Source organism: Microbacterium sp. NPDC058269, from assembly GCF_042881445.1.
Taxonomy (GTDB): domain Bacteria; phylum Actinomycetota; class Actinomycetes; order Actinomycetales; family Microbacteriaceae; genus Microbacterium.
The window spans coordinates 514,902-529,648 of the sequence record NZ_JBHVXT010000003.1; the positions used below are offsets into that span (position 1 = coordinate 514,902).

Sequence of the window (14,747 nt, forward strand, 5' to 3'; positions counted from 1 at the left end):
CTCAGCAGCCACCCTCGGGGTTCGCCCGGCACCATTCGCGCCACTTCTCGATCCCCTGCTCGTGCTCGGCCATGGTCTCGGAGAACTGCGTCTCGCCCGTCGCCAGGTTGATCGTGACGAAGTACAGCCACGGACCGTCGGCGGGTTCCATCGCCGCCTTGATGGCCGCGTCGCTCGGGCTGGCGATCGGCGTCGCGGGGAGACCGGTACGCACGTAGGTGTTCCAGTCGTTGTCGTCCTCGAGGGCTTCTTTGGAGCTCGACACGACGCCTTCGTGCAGCGAACCATATCCGTACTGCGCCGTGGAGTCCATCTGCAACTTCATGTCGATGTCGAGACGGTTCTGGATGACTCTCGAGACTTTCGCGAAGTCGTCGAGTCGTCCCTCGCGCTGGATGATCGAGGCGATCGTCAGGATCCGCTCGGCATCTTCCGCAGGAACGCCGGCATTGGCGAGCGATTCGCGGGTGCGGTCCACCATGCGCTGGATCACCTGGGGTGCGGTCACCCCCGGATCGAACTCGTACACCGCGGGGAACAGCCAGCCCTCCAGGCTCGGCGCATCGACGCCGTAAGCCGACGGATCCTGGACTGCGGCCTCGAAGTCGGCCAGCGGGAGTCCCAGTGTCTCTGCCATCCCGGGCAGTGAGGAGACGATCGTGCCGCCCTCCGAGACGGAGACGGCGTTCGCCATCTTGTTGGCATCGTCCTTGAGCGCGGCGAGAGCGGCTTCTGCGGTCATCTTCTTCTGCAGGCGGTAGACACCCGGATAGAACGTGACGGCGAGGTTCTCGTCGACGATGTAGTCGTAGAACACATCTTCAGTCTTCGTCACACCCGCTTCGTAGAGCGCCGTGGACACCGGCCCACCCGTGTCGCCCTGCTTGATCGTGACCAGGGCCTCGCCGTTCGCCAGCCCCGGCTCCCAGTCCTTCGACTCGCCCCAGCCCATGGCATCGCTGATCTTGTCCCCGTACGTGCTCCATGCCCAGGCCCCACCCGCCGCGATACCGCCGAAGACGGCGAGGACGATGATCAGCGCGATCAGGCATCCTTTGCGGCGCTTCTTCTTCGCCGGCTTCGGATCCACGTGGTCGTCGTGCGGGACGAAGAGGTCGTCGAGGCCACCGCCGATCACCGGTTCGGGCGCGTCGGCAGCCGAGGCCGTGACCGCGGGTGCCACCTGTGGCAGAGCACGGGTAGGAGTCTCTGCGGCGTCGGCCGAGGCGCGGACGGGCGTCGGAGACGGCACCGCGTTCGAGTGGACGGCTTCATCTGCAGATCCCCGCACCGGTACAGCCGACGGGTCGGCAGGCGTGCTGGCCGTGCCCCGCGGGGGTGTCGCGGTTCCCTCACCGGCAGCCGCTTCACGGGCGGCGCGACGAGAGCCGGGCGCCGGAGCGCTGTTGTCGACGGTCGGGATCTGCGGCGTAGGGTCGGGCAGATTCTCGAACAGGTCGCCCAGCCGGGAATCAGGGTCGTGCCGGGGGGTGGCGCTGTCACGTTCAGACATCGTCAGGCGTGCTCCTCGTCAGGCGAGATGGTGGCACCGGCCGGGTTTCCGGTGCTCTTCTCCATGTCGATCGCCTGCTGCAGAAGCACCACGGCGGCGACCTGATCCACAATGCTACGAGAGTTCTTCTGAGATCTCCCGGAACTTCGCAAAGCGGCGTGCGCACTCACAGTGCTGAGGCGCTCGTCGACCAGCCTCACGGGAAGCCCGCTGCGCGCCTGAAGAGCGGCGGCGAACTCCCGTGCATCCGTGGTCGACGGAGTGTCGGCACCCTGCATGTTCACCGGGAGACCGACCACGAATTCCAACGGGTCGTACTCCCCTGCGATCTGCACGAGACGATCGATCGACGCGTCGTTCCGAGGAACAGTCTCGACCGGGACGGCGAGCATCCCATCGGGGTCGCAACGAGCGACGCCGACCCTCGCTCTGCCGACGTCGATGCCGAGCCGCACACCGCGGCGGAAGCCGCTCACGCGCCGTGCAGCTCCTGGGAGATGGCCTCGAGCGCCGCAGGAAGGGCTGCGACATCCGCGCCACCGCCCTGCGCGACGTCGTCACGACCGCCGCCGCCGCCACCGAGCACACCGGCGGCGCGCTTCGCGAGGGCACCTGCCTTCGCACCCGCCGAGCGTGCGGCGTCGTTGGTTGCCACGACCACGACCGGACGCCCGTTGACCACGGCGCCCAGTGCGACGACCGCCGCATCCGAACCGAGTCGGTCGCGAACGCCGTTCACGAGGTCACGCACGTCATCCGCGGAAGCCACGTCGCCGAGGTTCTGGGCCGCGAATCGGAACGCTCCGACGCGCGTCGCGGCCTCGACGATGGCGGGAACCTGGCCGGCCCGCTCCTTCGCTTCGAACTGCGCGATGCGCTTCTCCGCCGCCTTCAGGCTCGCGGTGAGGTCGGCGATCCGCTCGGGCAGCTGCTCCCGCGGGGTCTTCAGCGAGCTGGTGAGCTGCGAGACGATCGCCCGCTCAGCCGCGAGCTCGCGGAAGGCATCGGCGCCGACGAGCGCCTCGATGCGCCGGTTGGAAGCTCCGACGGAAGACTCTCCGACCAGGCTCACCAGACCGATCTCCGCGCTCGTGCTGACGTGCGTGCCTGCACACAGCTCACGCGACCAGGGGCCGCCGATGTCGACCATGCGCACGACGTCGCCGTACTTCTCGCCGAACAGAGCCATGGCTCCGGCTTCCTTCGCCTCATCGAGCGAGACGATGCGCGTGGTCACCTCCAGGGAGTCCTGCACCGCGCGGTTCGTGATCTCTTCGATCTCGCTGCGCGTGTCGGCCGAGAGAGCCTGCGACCACGCGAAGTCGAAGCGCATGTAGCCGGCACGGTTCAACGAACCCGCCTGCGTCGCGGTCGGTCCGAGAGTGTCGCGCAGGGCGGCGTGCACGAGGTGCGTGGCCGAATGCGCCTGACGGGCTGCACGGCGGTTCGCCCCGTCGACGACCGTGGTCGCGATGTCATCGACGGCGACGCTTCCGCGCGTCACTTCGACCGTGTGGCTGATGAGGCCGGGGACCGGCTTCTGCACGTCGAGCACATCGAGGACAAAACCGGGGCCGACGATGGTGCCCTTGTCAGCCACCTGTCCACCCGACTCGGCGTACAGCGTCGTCTCGGCGAGCACGACCTCGGCGATCTGCCCCTCGGCAGCGCTGCGCACGGGGACACCGTCGACGAGGAGTCCGAGGACCCGGGATTCGACCTCGAGTGCCGTGTAGCCGTCGAAGCCCGTCTCGCCCAGGGCGCGCAGCTCGCGGTAGACCGAGACGTCGGCGAGCTGCCGCTTGCGGTTGCGGGCATCGTCCTTGGCGCGCTGACGCTGCTCCTGCATGAGCGTGTCGAAAGCGCCCCGATCGACGTCCAGACCCGCTTCCTCGGCGACCTCGAGGGTGAGATCGATCGGGAAGCCGTAGGTGTCGTGCAGCAGGAAGGCCTCGGGACCGCTGAGGGTCTTGCCGCCGCCCTTCTTGGTCTCGTCCAGAGCGAGGTCGAGGATCGTCGATCCGGCGACGAGCGTGCGACGGAACGTCTCCTCCTCGGCGAAGGCCGACGCCGACAGCACGGACCAGTCCTTCTCGAGCTCCGGATAGGTCGTCTTCATCACATCGCGCGATGCGGCGAACAGCTCCGGGAACACCGGCTCGTCGACGCCGAGCAGCCGCATCGAGCGGACCGTGCGACGCATCAGACGACGGAGGATGTACCCACGCCCCTCGTTGGAAGGACGGACCCCGTCGGAGAGGAGCATGAGCGAGGATCGCACGTGGTCGGCGACGACGCGGAACCGCACGTCGTCCTCGTGCTGCACGCCGTAGGGACGTCCGGAGAGCTCGATCGCGCGGTCCAGCACCGGACGCACCTGGTCGGACTCGTACATGTTCTCGACGCCCTGCTTGAGGAACGCGACGCGCTCGAGCCCCATACCGGTGTCGATGTTCTTCATCGGCAGTTCCCCGATGATGTCGAACTCCGTCTTGCTGCGGATGTTCTCGAGGAGGTCCTGCATGAACACGAGGTTCCAGATCTCCAGGAACCTCGAGTCGTCGACAGCCGGGCCGCCGTCCTTGCCGTAGGCCGGACCGCGATCGAAGAAGATCTCGGAGTCGGGACCGCCGGGGCCGGGCTGTCCGGTGTTCCAGTAGTTGTCGGCGCGACCGAGACGCTGGATGCGCTCCGGCTTGAGTCCGATGATGTCGCGCCAGATCGCCTCGGCCTCGTCGTCGGTCTCGTAGACGGTGACCCAGAGGTCCTTCTCATCGAAGCCGAGACCGCCGTCCGACTCGGAGCTCGTCAGCAGCTCCCAGGCGTAGCGAATTGCGCCTTCCTTGAAGTAGTCGCCGAACGACCAGTTGCCGAGCATCTGGAAGAACGTGCCGTGACGCGCGGTACGACCGACCTCTTCGATGTCGTTCGTGCGGATGCACTTCTGCACGTCCGCGATGCGCGGGTGCGGGGCAGGGACGACGCCCGTGAGATACGGGATCATCGGCACCATTCCGGCGACCGTGAACAGCAGTGAAGGGTCGTCGCTGACCAGGGATGCCGAGGGGACGATGAGGTGGTCGTTCTTCTCGAAGAAGTCGAGGTAACGCTGCGCGATCTCCGCAGTTTTCATAGGGGTGCCGGGTGTCCTTGCGTGAAGATGCCGCGCCGGAGCGCTGCTGCGGTGGTTCAGTTCGTGCCCGGCTCCGTGAGCCGTGCCTCCTGCTCGCGGTAGGCGTCGCCGATGATCGCGGTGAACCCGTTGATCCTGGCGTCGACCTCGGCGAGGATGTCGTGACCGCGCGGGTCCTTGTTCATGAAGTGAGCCGCGACGAAGCCGCCGATCACACCGATCAGGAACCACTGCAAGCTCTTCATGTCGTCATCCTTGCCTTTGACCCGCGAAGGCGCGGTGTCACCATCGTATGCGGAAACGACAGGAGGCGTCGGGAATCCCGACGCCTCCTGCCTGATTGGTCTCTCGCTGTATCAGCGAGCCGCGTAGTACTCGACGACGAGCTGCACTTCACAGGTCACGGGGACCTCGGCACGCTTCGGACGACGAACCAGACGCGACTGGAGCTTGTCGAGCTCGACCTCGAGGTAGCCCGGAACGGGGGGCAGGACCTCGGCGTGACCGCCGGCTGCTGCCACCTGGAAGGGCTCGGTGCCCTCGCTCTTGGCCTTGACGTGGATGAGCTGACCCGGCTTCACGCGGAACGACGGGCGGTCGACGAGCTGGCCGTCGACCAGGATGTGACGGTGCACGACGAGCTGGCGAGCCTGCGCGGTGGTGCGGGCGAAGCCCGAACGCACGACGAGAGCGTCGAGACGCATCTCGAGCAGCTCGACCAGGTTCTCACCGGTCAGGCCGTCCTGACGACGAGCCTCGTTGAACGTGTTGCGCATCTGCTTCTCGCGGATGCCGTACTGCTCGCGAAGACGCTGCTTCTCACGCAGACGGACGGCGTAGTCGCTGTCTGCCTTGCGCTTGGTGCGGCCGTGCTCGCCGGGAGCGTAGGGACGCTTCTCGAGGTAGCGGGCGGCCTTCGGGGTGAGCGGGATGCCAAGGGCACGGCTCAGACGCACCTTGCGGCGGTCCTGGGACTTCGTGGTCACGAAGTTTTCCTTCCGATGACGTGGTCGCGTCTTTCACGACTCACGGACGTATCGTCCGCGTTCTGCCTTGGAGCGCACGCCGGGGCGCCAGCAAGGTGGGGTGTGAACGAGGAGATGCCCGAAAACTCGGTTTCGAGCCGCTCAAGTCTAACAGATCGCGTTTCGCCGCCTGTCCGCCACGTCAGCGGTCGCCGAGGATACGACGGATGCGCTCGAGCCGCGCACCGATGTCGCGCTCCGCTCCGAGGTTCTTCGGCTGGTAGTAGTGGCGCCCGTCGAGCTCGTCCGGCAGGTACTGCTGGGGCACGATCCCGAACTCGCTGTCGTGCGAGTAGACGTATCCGCGTCCGTGGCCGAGACGTTTGGCGCCCGGGTAGTGCGCATCTCGCAGGTGCAGCGGCACGCGACCGAAACCACCGGCGCGGATATCGGCGATCGCCGCGTCGATGCCCACATACGCGGCGTTGGATTTGGCGGTGGTCGCCAGGTACACGGTCGCTTCCGCGAGAGGGATGCGGCCCTCCGGCATGCCGATGAACGCCACGGCATCGGCAGCGGCGACCGCGATGGCGAGTGCCTGCGGATCGGCGAGACCCACGTCTTCCGATGCCGAGATCACCAGACGCCGGGCGATGAAACGCGGGTCCTCCCCCGCCTCGATCATGCGGGCGAGGTAGTGCAGCGCGGCGTCGGGGTCGGATCCCCTGATCGACTTGATGAAGGCGCTGATGACGTCGTAGTGCTCGTCGCCCTGACGGTCGTACCGCAGGAGGGCCTTGTCGACCGCCTGGGAGATGTCGTCGGCGGACACCTCCGGCACACCGGGGTCCTCTACTCCGTCGGCCTTCCCATCGGCGTCGTCGGCTTCCGCATCGGCGTCGGCAGCCGTCGCGTGAGAAAGCGCGACCGCGGCTCCGGCCTCCAGACCCGTCAGAGCGCGCCGCGCGTCGCCCGAGGCGAGCCGCACGAGGGCCGATCGTGCCTCATCGCTGAGAGCCACGGTTCCGTTGAGGCCGCGGGCGTCGGTGACCGCCCGATCCACGAGCAGTCCGATGTCGTCGTCGGTGAGAGGTTGCAGCGTCAGCAGGAGCGAACGCGAGAGCAACGGCGAGATGACCGAGAACGACGGGTTCTCGGTGGTCGCGGCGATCAGGATCACCCACCCGTTCTCGACACCGGGGAGGAGTGCGTCCTGCTGTGCCTTCGTGAACCGATGGATCTCATCGAGGAAGAGGATCGTGGTCTGCCCGTAGAGGTCGCGCTGCGTGACCGCCTCCTGCATGACCTCGCGCACGTCCTTCACGCCCGCCGTGATGGCGGAGAGCTCGACGAAGCGACGTCCGGACGAGCGCGCGATGGCCTGTGCGAGTGTGGTCTTCCCGGTCCCCGGCGGACCCCACAGGATGATCGACACGGCCCCGGGTGCGGTCGCCTCGGGGTCGGCGAGGGCGACGATCGGCGAGCCGGCGCGCAGCAGGTGACGCTGCCCCGCGACCTCGGCGAGGGACACCGGGCGCATGCGCACGGCGAGGGGCGTCTGCCCGGAGAGCAGCGCAGCAGGAGACGTCATCCCTCCAGGCTAACGGCGGCACCCGACACTTCGGCGACCCTCCGGCTCCGGGTAGGCTCTCAGGCGACGTCGTGGAGCGACGTCCGGATGGGAGACCAGGGCATGGCCGCACGCGGTTCCAAGAACGCACAGGTGCGCACCTCTGCGGAGCGCGCACGACTGTACGCCGCACGCACCCAGTGGCACGAGGGGCAGATCCGCCGCCGTGTCCGCGACAACACGATCGCCGCCATCGTCGGCAGCCTCATCGTGGTCGCGGCGATCGGCAGCCAGGTCGTGCACGCCCAGGTCACCGCTCCCGAGCCGGAGCCGACGCCCACGCCCTCCGTCGAGCCGACGACGGCTCCGACCGACGCGCCCACCGAGAGCCCGGCACCGCTCCCCTCGGATGAGCCAGCGGAGTGACCCCCGGGGAGATTTCCCGCTCGCATCTCAGCTCTTCTCGCCTCAGCGCTCTGCCACGGCGAGACGATAGCCCCGCTTGACGACGGTCTGGATCAGGTCGATCCCGCCCAGCGACTCACGCAGCCGGGCGACGGCGACTTCCACCGCACGATCGGTACGCTCGCCGCCGGGAAGAATCCGTCCGAGCTCCGCCCGGGAGAGCACGCGTCCGCGGGCGAGGAACAGCGCCTCGATCAGTCCCACCGCACCACCGGACAGCGGTACGAAGCGATCGTCCAGCACGACACCACCGCTGCGTACCTCGAGGCGCCCGGCCTCGGTGAGGATCGATCCCGCTCCGCTTCCGTAGTGGGCGACGACCCGGCTCGCCAGCACCGCAGGCGTCGACGGCTCGACGTATCGGGCAGGAAGCCGCGCATCGAGCAGACGGCTCGTCTCCTGCTCGTCGATCGCGATGAGGATCAGTCGTCCCGCTTCCGCTCTTCGGCGATTCCCCTCGAGCGCACCGGTACTCTCCGCCGTCTCGATCCATGACGCCGATGACGCTGTGAAGAGCACGGCGTCTGCGCCGCCGACGCCCGCGCGGTGCACGGCACGACGTAGGGCGATCGGCGTTCGGGCGGCAGCACGAGGTGCCACGACGCGCATCACGTCCGCGCCCGCGCCTTCGAGGGCGAGGCCCAGCTCGTCGTCGCCGACCATGGGGCTCGTCGCGACATGGGCTCTCGCCGCCCTCGCATCGACCGAGACGATGATCCTGCATCCTGCGAGAACCGGGCGTGCCCCCGAACCCCCGGTCGTCATGCGGGATTCTCCGCCCGGAGCGGCGAACCGCGAAGCCGACTGCCGCTCCGCGCCCGATCGACCCAGCCCCCTGCCACGACCGTTCCTCGAGCCTGGTTCGGCCCCACGGACGGCCTAGGTTCCGTCGACTCCGACTCATCCACCGGTCGCGATGTCTCTTCGGAGACACGGAATCCGCTGTCGACGAGGCCAGGGCTGAAGAGGAGCCCCGCAGCGGCGAGCCGATCCCGCAGCAGAGGGTGCTGGTCCCGACTCACCCCGTGGAACGAGATGCGGGAGTCGGCGATCTGCAGCCGCAGACCGAGATCCTGAGCGATGCGCCCGATGTCGATGAGGTGCCCCGGGGTGACCTCCCCTCCCGTCGCCGACGACACCGACGCCGAGATCTCCTCCGGTCGAGCGCTGTCGCCGGCCCGCGCGCTCTCGTCTTGCAGACGGCGCGTGCGCCGTGCGGTGCGCTCTCCCGCCAGGCTGGTGAGAGCGCGAGCCACAGCCAGCGTGCAGCGTTCGCAGCCCGGTTCGCGCCCGAAGCGCGCGCCGATCGCGCTGAAGGTCGGCAGCTGCGCACGTCGAAGTTCTGCGACAAGTTCCTGCAGCGACATTCCGATGTGGACGCAGACCGTGGCGGCGTCGTCGCCGTCATGCGCCGTCCGGAACAGCTCGGCGGCAAGCTCTCCCCTCGACGCGACGCCGACCAGCCGGCGTAGCGAGGCATGTGCTCTCGTGTCGCCCACGAGCACTCCCCCGACGAGCGTCTGCGCGTCGTCGGTGAGCACGAGCTTGCGGTAGATGCCGGTGCCACGGTCACGCTGCGTGACGACTTCGACGACATCTGCGGTGCGCGACTGCGATTCTCCGAAGCTCGCGAGGCCGATCCCGGCGATGGTGTGATGGACGTGATCGTCGTGCCCCAGGAAGCGCTCTTCTGCACCGACCAGCCGTGACGCTGCCACCTCCGCCGTCGCACGTGCGGTAGCGGCTGCGTCGATGCAGCGCCCGTCGAAGCACGCGACCTCTCCGATCGCGAGGATGTGCGGATCCGACGTCACGCAGCGATCGTCGATGGTCACCCCTCCGTGCGGGTGCACGTCGAGGCCGGCGTTGCGCGCGAGCTCGTCCCGCGGCCGCACGCCGACCGTGAAGATCACGATGTCTGCGCGCTGGAATGTGCCGTCCTGGAACTCGAGAGCCGTGACCGCGCCCGAGTCGTCTGCGTCGAGGCGCGTGGTCCTGGTCCTGGCACGGACCGCGATACCCCGTTCCGCGAGGGCAGTCTGCAGCACGCCGGCACCGTCTTCGTCCAGCCGTGCGGGCAGGAGACGATCCGCGTACTGCACGATCGTCGTGCCGACGCCCGCGTCGTTGAGTGCGACGGCCGTCTCGACTCCGTGCAGCCCTCCGCCGATCACGAACCCCCGCAGTGGACGGCCGAGCGCGCGGGATCGGGAGTCCACGAACTGCTGCACCGACTCCGCGTCCTCGATCGTGCGCAGGACGAAGCAGCCGGGAAGGCGCGCCCCTGAGACGGCCACCCGCGCCCCGAACGACCCGGTAGCCAACACGAGCACGTCGTAGGAGTAGGCGCGCCGGGACCGGGTTCGCACCGTGCGGGCGGACGTGTCGATGCGCAGCACGCGATCATCGCGGATCAGCCGCACGCGGTCGTCGCGGAAGACGGAGCGGTCGAGCTGGAGTTCTGCGGCATCGACGCCGGAGAGAAGACCGAGCAATGCGGATCTGTCGTACGGACCATGACCCTCATCGCCGATCACCGTGACCCGCACCGCCGCGTCGGGTGCGCGGAGCAGATGCTCGACGAACCGATGCGCCGCCATCCCCGCTCCGACGACCAGGACCTCCCGCGGCGGGGATGTCGTGTCCTTCATGCTGCTCCTGTCGACCGGAAGACTGTCGTGATGGCGACGATAGGAGGGTTGTGTTTCCCGGAGATGACGAGGAGTGTTTCCTTCGTCGAAAGTTCTCCTCACGAAACGGTAACGATCAGGGGAGATCTCCGGACCCCACCCGCGGTGCTCCGGCGTACTAGGCTGAGCCTCGTCCTTTCCGCCTCCCGCGGCCCGACCGCGCAAGGAGAATCACGTGTCTGCCAACGAGCCCACGAAGCCGACTCCCCCCGTCCCCGGACCCCCCGCGGTCCCCGGGCCCCCCGCTGTGCCGACGCCGCGAAAGGCGCCGACACCGGCCGCCGCCGCACCTGTCACTCCGGTGCCTGCGGCGTCTTCGACATCAGCCGAATGGGGTCGCGTCTCCGACGACGGCACCGTCGAGGTCAAGGAAGGCGATGCCTGGCGCGTCGTCGGCCAGTATGCCGACGGCACCCCCGACGAGGCTCTCGCCTACTTCGTGCGCAAGTTCGATGACATCGCGTTCAAGGTGCACACGCTCGAGCAGCGGCATCAGGCAGGCGGCGCGTCAGCGAGCGACCTCGCCAAGCAGGCGTCGCACCTGATCGAGGAAGCCACCGATGCTGCCGCCGTCGGCGACCTCGCCGGCCTGCGCGACCGGCTCAACGCGCTGACCTCGTCCCTTTCGGAGGCGACCGAGCAGGAGGCGCAGCAGGCGAAGGAACTCGTCGACAAGGCGATCGCCGAGCGCACGGTTCTCGTCGAACGCGCCGAGGCCATCGCCGCGCGTGACCTCAGCAAGGTGCAGTGGAAGCAGGTCACGGCCGAACTCGGCGAGCTGTTCGACGCCTGGCAGGCACAGCAGCAGAATGGCCCCCGCCTGTCGAAGGGCATCTCCCAGCAGCTCTGGAAGCGGTTCCGCGACGCACGAGCCGTCGTCGACAAGCAGCGCCGCGCGTTCTACTCCGAGCTCGACGACGCGCACAAGGTCGCCCGCGACGCGAAGACCCGTCTGGTGGAGCGCGCTGAAGCCCTCGCCCCGCGGGGAACGGATGGAATCCCCGCGTACCGGAACCTCCTCGACGAGTGGAAGGCATCGGGCCGAGCCGGCCGCAAGGCCGATGACGCGCTCTGGGCGCGATTCAAGGCTGCCGGTGACGCGCTCTACGCAGCGCGCGCGGAGCAGTCGGCCGCCGAGGAAGCAGAGTCCGCGCCGAAGATCGAGGCCCGCGAAGCTCTCCTCGAAGAGGCGAAGGCTGTCGCGGACGAGTCGAACATCAAGCGCGCTCGCGCCCTCCTCACCCGCATCCAGCGGCAGTGGGACGAGATCGGTCGCGTCTTCCCCCGGGAGAAGGAGCGTGCGCTCGACGACAAGCTCCGCGCGATCGAGCAGGGGCTCAAGGGCCGCGAAGATGTGGACTGGAAGAAGAACAACCCCGAGACCAAGGCGCGTGCCAACGACATGAGCTCGCAGCTGCTCGAGGCCATCGAGAAGCTCGAGGCAGAAGTCGCCGCGGCAGAGAAGTCGGGCGACAAGAAGGCCGCCAAGGCCGCAGCGGATGCGCTCGAGGCGCGCCGCGCATGGCTGAGCGCCCTCGGGAGCTGACCCGTTCTCCACAGGTCACACGCGACCGCTGAAGAGGCGGGGTGCACTACGTCAGACTGGCGTGATGCACCCCGCCTTCCTGTATGTGCCCGGCGACCGCTTGAGCCAGCCGGAACTGAGCGCGGCGCGGATCGACGGCCATGTGGTCGAGGTGGGCGACGCCTACGTTCCGGCGGACTTCATCGAAGGCCCGGATGTCAGGGCGAGTGGGATCGCTGCCCTCGTGCAACCGGGAACCGCAGCCTCGGGACCGACAGCCGCCTGGATCCACGGCGCCGGTGACGCCGCGCCCGCGGTGCATCACGTGAAGCGCTGCGTCGAGCGACGGATCCGGGCGGTCACCAGCTCACGTCTCGTCTTCCACGACACGATGGTGCCACCATCCGATGTTCAGCTGATCGGTGGAGTCCGTGTGTCGACGCCGGTGCGGACCATGCTCGACCTCGCGACGACGCTGCATCGCGACCCACGCGTGCTGATCTGGATGGATCGTCTCGCGCTCGTCTTCCCCGACGTTCCCGAGGCTGCGGCTGACACCTTGCGCGGCATGAACCGTGTTCCGGGGAGCCGCGCCGGATCGGCCGTGCTGGAGAGACTCGCCCTCAAGAAGAGGTGACGCGGTAGACGTCGTAGACCGCGTCGATCCTACGCACCGCGTTGAGCACGCGGTCGAGGTGCACGGCGTCGCCCATCTCGAACACGAACCGGCTCAAGGCCAGACGCTCATCCGTCGTGGTGACCGTCGCCGAGAGGATGTTCACGTGGTGCTCGCTCAGGACGCGGGTGACGTCGGAGAGCAGCCCCGAGCGGTCGAGCGCCTCGACCTGGATCTGCACACGGAACACGCTCTTGGTGGTCGGCGCCCAGGACACCTCGACGAAGCGATCCTGTTCGGCGCCCAGAGCCTTCACGTTCACGCAGTCGGCACGGTGCACCGAGACGCCGCTGCCGCGCGTCACGAACCCGACGATCTGGTCTCCGGGAACAGGCGTGCAGCACTTCGCCAGCTTGACGAGGATGTCGTTGGCTCCGCGCACGAGCACGCCGGAGTCTCCGGACCGAGGCTCGCGCGACGGCGCGCTGCCGGGGAGTTCGATCGCCCCCGTGGTCGGGTCGTTCGCCGCGACGAGCGCGGTGACCTTCTCCAGCACCGACTGGGTGGAGACGTGTCCTTCGCCGACCGCGGCGTAGAGCGCGGAGACGTCTTCATAGTGCATGCCCCGCGCCACCTCGGTGAACGAGTCATGGCTCATCAGCCGTTGCAGCGGCAGGTTCTGTCGGCGCATCGCACGAGCGATGGCCTCCTTGCCCTGCTCGATCGCCTCCTCGCGGCGCTCCTTCGTGAACCACCCGCGGATCTTGTTGCGGGCGCGGGTGCTCGCGACGAAACCGAGCCAGTCCTGGCTGGGGCCGGCGTCGGGATTCTTCGAGGTGAAGACCTCCACGACGTCGCCGCTCTTGAGTTCGGACTCCAGCGGAACCAGGCGGCCGTTGACCTTGGCGCCCATCGTGCGGTGGCCGATCTCGGTGTGCACGGCGTACGCGAAGTCCACCGGGGTCGCACCGGACGGAAGTCCGATCACGCGGCCCTTCGGCGTGAAGACGTAGACCTCCTTCGCGCCGATCTCGAACCGGAGCGATTCGAGGAACTCACCAGGATCGGCGGTCTCGGCCTGCCAGTCGGAGATGTGTGCGAGCCAGGCCATGTCGGTGTCGGAGGCGCGGACCTCGGTCTTGCCGCCGCCGTTCATCCGCTCCTTGTACATCCAGTGCGCTGCGACGCCGTACTCGGCCTGCTGGTGCATCTCGTGGGTGCGGATCTGGATCTCGACCGTCCGGCCCGCCGGGCCGATCACCGTGGTGTGCAGCGACTGATAGAGGTTGAACTTCGGGGTGGCGATGTAGTCCTTGAAGCGGCCGGGCAGCGGCGTCCAGCGCGCGTGGATGGCGCCGAGGACTGCATAGCAGTCGCGCACCGAGGCGACGAGCACCCGGATGCCGATCAGGTCGTAGATGTCGTCGAACTCACGGCCCCGGATGACCATCTTCTGGTACACCGAATAGAGCTGCTTCGGGCGCCCGACGACCTTGCCGCGGATACGGAGGTCGCGCAAGTCCTCGTCGATCTCCTCGACGACCTGGTTCAGGTACTTCTCACGCTGCGGGGTGCGCTGCGCGATGAGGCTGTGGATCTCGTTGTAGATCTTGGGGTGCAGCACCGCGAAGGACAGATCCTCGAGCTCCGACTTGATCGCCTGGATACCGAGTCGATTCGCCAGCGGCGCGTAGATCTCCAGGGTCTCCTTGGCCTTCTTGGCCGCCTTCTCCGGTGGAACGAAGCCCCAGGTGCGCGCGTTGTGGAGGCGGTCGGCGAGCTTGATCAACAGCACCCGGATGTCTTTCGACATCGCGACGATCATCTTGCGGACCGTCTCGGCCTGGGCACTCTCGCCGTACTTGACCTTGTCGAGCTTCGTCACTCCGTCGACCAGCATCGCGACCTCGTCGCCGAACTCGGCGGTGAGATCGGTCAGGGCGTAGCCGGTGTCCTCGACCGTGTCATGCAGCAGTGCGGCCGCGATCGCTCGCGGACCGAGACCGAGTTCGGCGAGGATCTGCGCGACGGCGAGCGGGTGCGTGATGTACGGCTCGCCGCTCTGACGCTTCTGGCCCTCGTGCTTCTCCTTGGCGACGGCATAGGCCCTCTCGATGACCGAGAAATCACCCTTGGGGTGGTTGGCGCGCACCGTGCGGATCAGGTTGTCGAGGTCGTTGATCCTGGAGGCGCGAGAGAAGATGCGGGGAACCAGCCGTCGCAGACTCGAACCCTGCGATGACGTCTGCGGTTCCGCCATCAACTCACCT

12 protein-coding genes are annotated in these 14,747 nt (G+C 68.0%); 3 read left to right on the top strand and 9 right to left on the bottom strand.

Features of this window, described 5'->3' with window-relative positions:
• Window position 1 precedes the first annotated feature (1 nt).
• The 6 genes from mltG to ACFVWL_RS16090 all read right to left on the bottom strand — a co-directional run bounded on the left by mltG (window position 2) and on the right by ACFVWL_RS16090 (window position 7,202).
• Window positions 2–1,513, bottom strand: coding sequence for an endolytic transglycosylase MltG (mltG, locus tag ACFVWL_RS16065; protein WP_387184819.1), 1,512 nt, complete (start codon window positions 1,511–1,513; stop codon window positions 2–4).
• Window positions 1,514–1,515: 2 nt separating this feature from the next.
• Window positions 1,516–1,989 (bottom strand): Holliday junction resolvase RuvX, encoded by a 474-nt coding sequence (gene ruvX / locus ACFVWL_RS16070; protein ID WP_387184822.1) that lies wholly within the window; start codon window positions 1,987–1,989, stop codon window positions 1,516–1,518.
• Window positions 1,986–4,646: an alanine--tRNA ligase gene (alaS, locus tag ACFVWL_RS16075; RefSeq protein WP_387184825.1), complete on the bottom strand. Its 2,661-nt coding sequence runs from the start codon at window positions 4,644–4,646 to the stop codon at window positions 1,986–1,988. Before alaS ends, ruvX begins: the two co-directional genes overlap by 4 nt.
• 56 nt (window positions 4,647–4,702) lie before the next feature.
• Window positions 4,703–4,891, bottom strand: a complete 189-nt coding sequence (locus ACFVWL_RS16080) for a hypothetical protein (protein WP_387184828.1) — start codon at window positions 4,889–4,891, stop codon at window positions 4,703–4,705.
• Window positions 4,892–5,002: 111 nt separating this feature from the next.
• The gene (gene rpsD / locus ACFVWL_RS16085; protein WP_028501817.1) at window positions 5,003–5,632 is read right to left on the bottom strand and encodes a 30S ribosomal protein S4; all 630 of its coding nucleotides are present in this window, start codon (window positions 5,630–5,632) and stop codon (window positions 5,003–5,005) included.
• Between the two features lie 181 nt (window positions 5,633–5,813).
• Window positions 5,814–7,202 carry a replication-associated recombination protein A gene (locus ACFVWL_RS16090; RefSeq protein ID WP_387184831.1) on the bottom strand — a complete coding sequence of 463 codons (1,389 nt, stop codon included), beginning with the start codon at window positions 7,200–7,202 and terminating at the stop codon, window positions 5,814–5,816.
• A 102-nt stretch (window positions 7,203–7,304) separates the two neighbouring features.
• On the opposite strand from ACFVWL_RS16090, the gene ACFVWL_RS16095 reads away from it, so the two are divergent.
• Window positions 7,305–7,607 carry a hypothetical protein gene (locus tag ACFVWL_RS16095; RefSeq protein WP_387184833.1) on the top strand — a complete coding sequence of 101 codons (303 nt, stop codon included), beginning with the start codon at window positions 7,305–7,307 and terminating at the stop codon, window positions 7,605–7,607.
• A gap of 42 nt (window positions 7,608–7,649) precedes the next feature.
• Here the strand turns inward: ACFVWL_RS16095 and ACFVWL_RS16100 are convergent, their stop codons facing one another.
• Together ACFVWL_RS16100 and ACFVWL_RS16105 are read right to left on the bottom strand one after the other, a co-directional pair.
• Window positions 7,650–8,411: a winged helix-turn-helix domain-containing protein gene (locus ACFVWL_RS16100; RefSeq protein ID WP_387184836.1), complete on the bottom strand. Its 762-nt coding sequence runs from the start codon at window positions 8,409–8,411 to the stop codon at window positions 7,650–7,652.
• On the bottom strand, window positions 8,408–10,297 hold the full coding sequence (locus tag ACFVWL_RS16105; protein ID WP_387184839.1) for an NAD(P)/FAD-dependent oxidoreductase: 1,890 nt from the start codon (window positions 10,295–10,297) through the stop codon (window positions 8,408–8,410). Before ACFVWL_RS16105 ends, ACFVWL_RS16100 begins: the two co-directional genes overlap by 4 nt.
• A gap of 214 nt (window positions 10,298–10,511) precedes the next feature.
• Here ACFVWL_RS16105 and ACFVWL_RS16110 point away from each other — a divergent pair, with 214 nt between their 5' ends.
• Together ACFVWL_RS16110 and ACFVWL_RS16115 are read left to right on the top strand one after the other, a co-directional pair.
• A complete protein-coding gene (locus tag ACFVWL_RS16110; RefSeq protein WP_387184841.1) occupies window positions 10,512–11,882 on the top strand; it encodes a DUF349 domain-containing protein in 1,371 nt (456 codons plus the stop codon).
• Window positions 11,883–11,946: 64 nt separating this feature from the next.
• Window positions 11,947–12,498, top strand: a complete 552-nt coding sequence (locus ACFVWL_RS16115; RefSeq protein WP_387184843.1) for a type IV toxin-antitoxin system AbiEi family antitoxin — start codon at window positions 11,947–11,949, stop codon at window positions 12,496–12,498.
• Here the strand turns inward: ACFVWL_RS16115 and ACFVWL_RS16120 are convergent.
• On the bottom strand, window positions 12,485–14,737 hold the full coding sequence (locus ACFVWL_RS16120; RefSeq protein WP_387184845.1) for a RelA/SpoT family protein: 2,253 nt from the start codon (window positions 14,735–14,737) through the stop codon (window positions 12,485–12,487). The genes ACFVWL_RS16115 and ACFVWL_RS16120 overlap by 14 nt on opposite strands.
• Between the last annotated feature and the right edge of the window lie 10 nt (window positions 14,738–14,747).

What these genes read in the sequence shown, in the direction of transcription:
- alaS (WP_387184825.1), bottom strand. Translation starts at nt 4,646, where the DNA reads ATGAAAACTGCGGAGATCGCGCAGCGTTACCTCGACTTCTTCGAGAAG.
- ACFVWL_RS16115 (WP_387184843.1), top strand. Translation starts at nt 11,947, where the DNA reads ATGCACCCCGCCTTCCTGTATGTGCCCGGCGACCGCTTGAGCCAGCCG.
- ACFVWL_RS16090 (WP_387184831.1), bottom strand. Translation starts at nt 7,202, where the DNA reads ATGACGTCTCCTGCTGCGCTGCTCTCCGGGCAGACGCCCCTCGCCGTG.
- ACFVWL_RS16105 (WP_387184839.1), bottom strand. Translation starts at nt 10,297, where the DNA reads ATGAAGGACACGACATCCCCGCCGCGGGAGGTCCTGGTCGTCGGAGCG.
- ACFVWL_RS16080 (WP_387184828.1), bottom strand. Translation starts at nt 4,891, where the DNA reads ATGAAGAGCTTGCAGTGGTTCCTGATCGGTGTGATCGGCGGCTTCGTC.
- mltG (WP_387184819.1), bottom strand. Translation starts at nt 1,513, where the DNA reads ATGTCTGAACGTGACAGCGCCACCCCCCGGCACGACCCTGATTCCCGG.
- ACFVWL_RS16120 (WP_387184845.1), bottom strand. Translation starts at nt 14,737, where the DNA reads ATGGCGGAACCGCAGACGTCATCGCAGGGTTCGAGTCTGCGACGGCTG.
- ACFVWL_RS16100 (WP_387184836.1), bottom strand. Translation starts at nt 8,411, where the DNA reads ATGACGACCGGGGGTTCGGGGGCACGCCCGGTTCTCGCAGGATGCAGG.
- ACFVWL_RS16095 (WP_387184833.1), top strand. Translation starts at nt 7,305, where the DNA reads ATGGCCGCACGCGGTTCCAAGAACGCACAGGTGCGCACCTCTGCGGAG.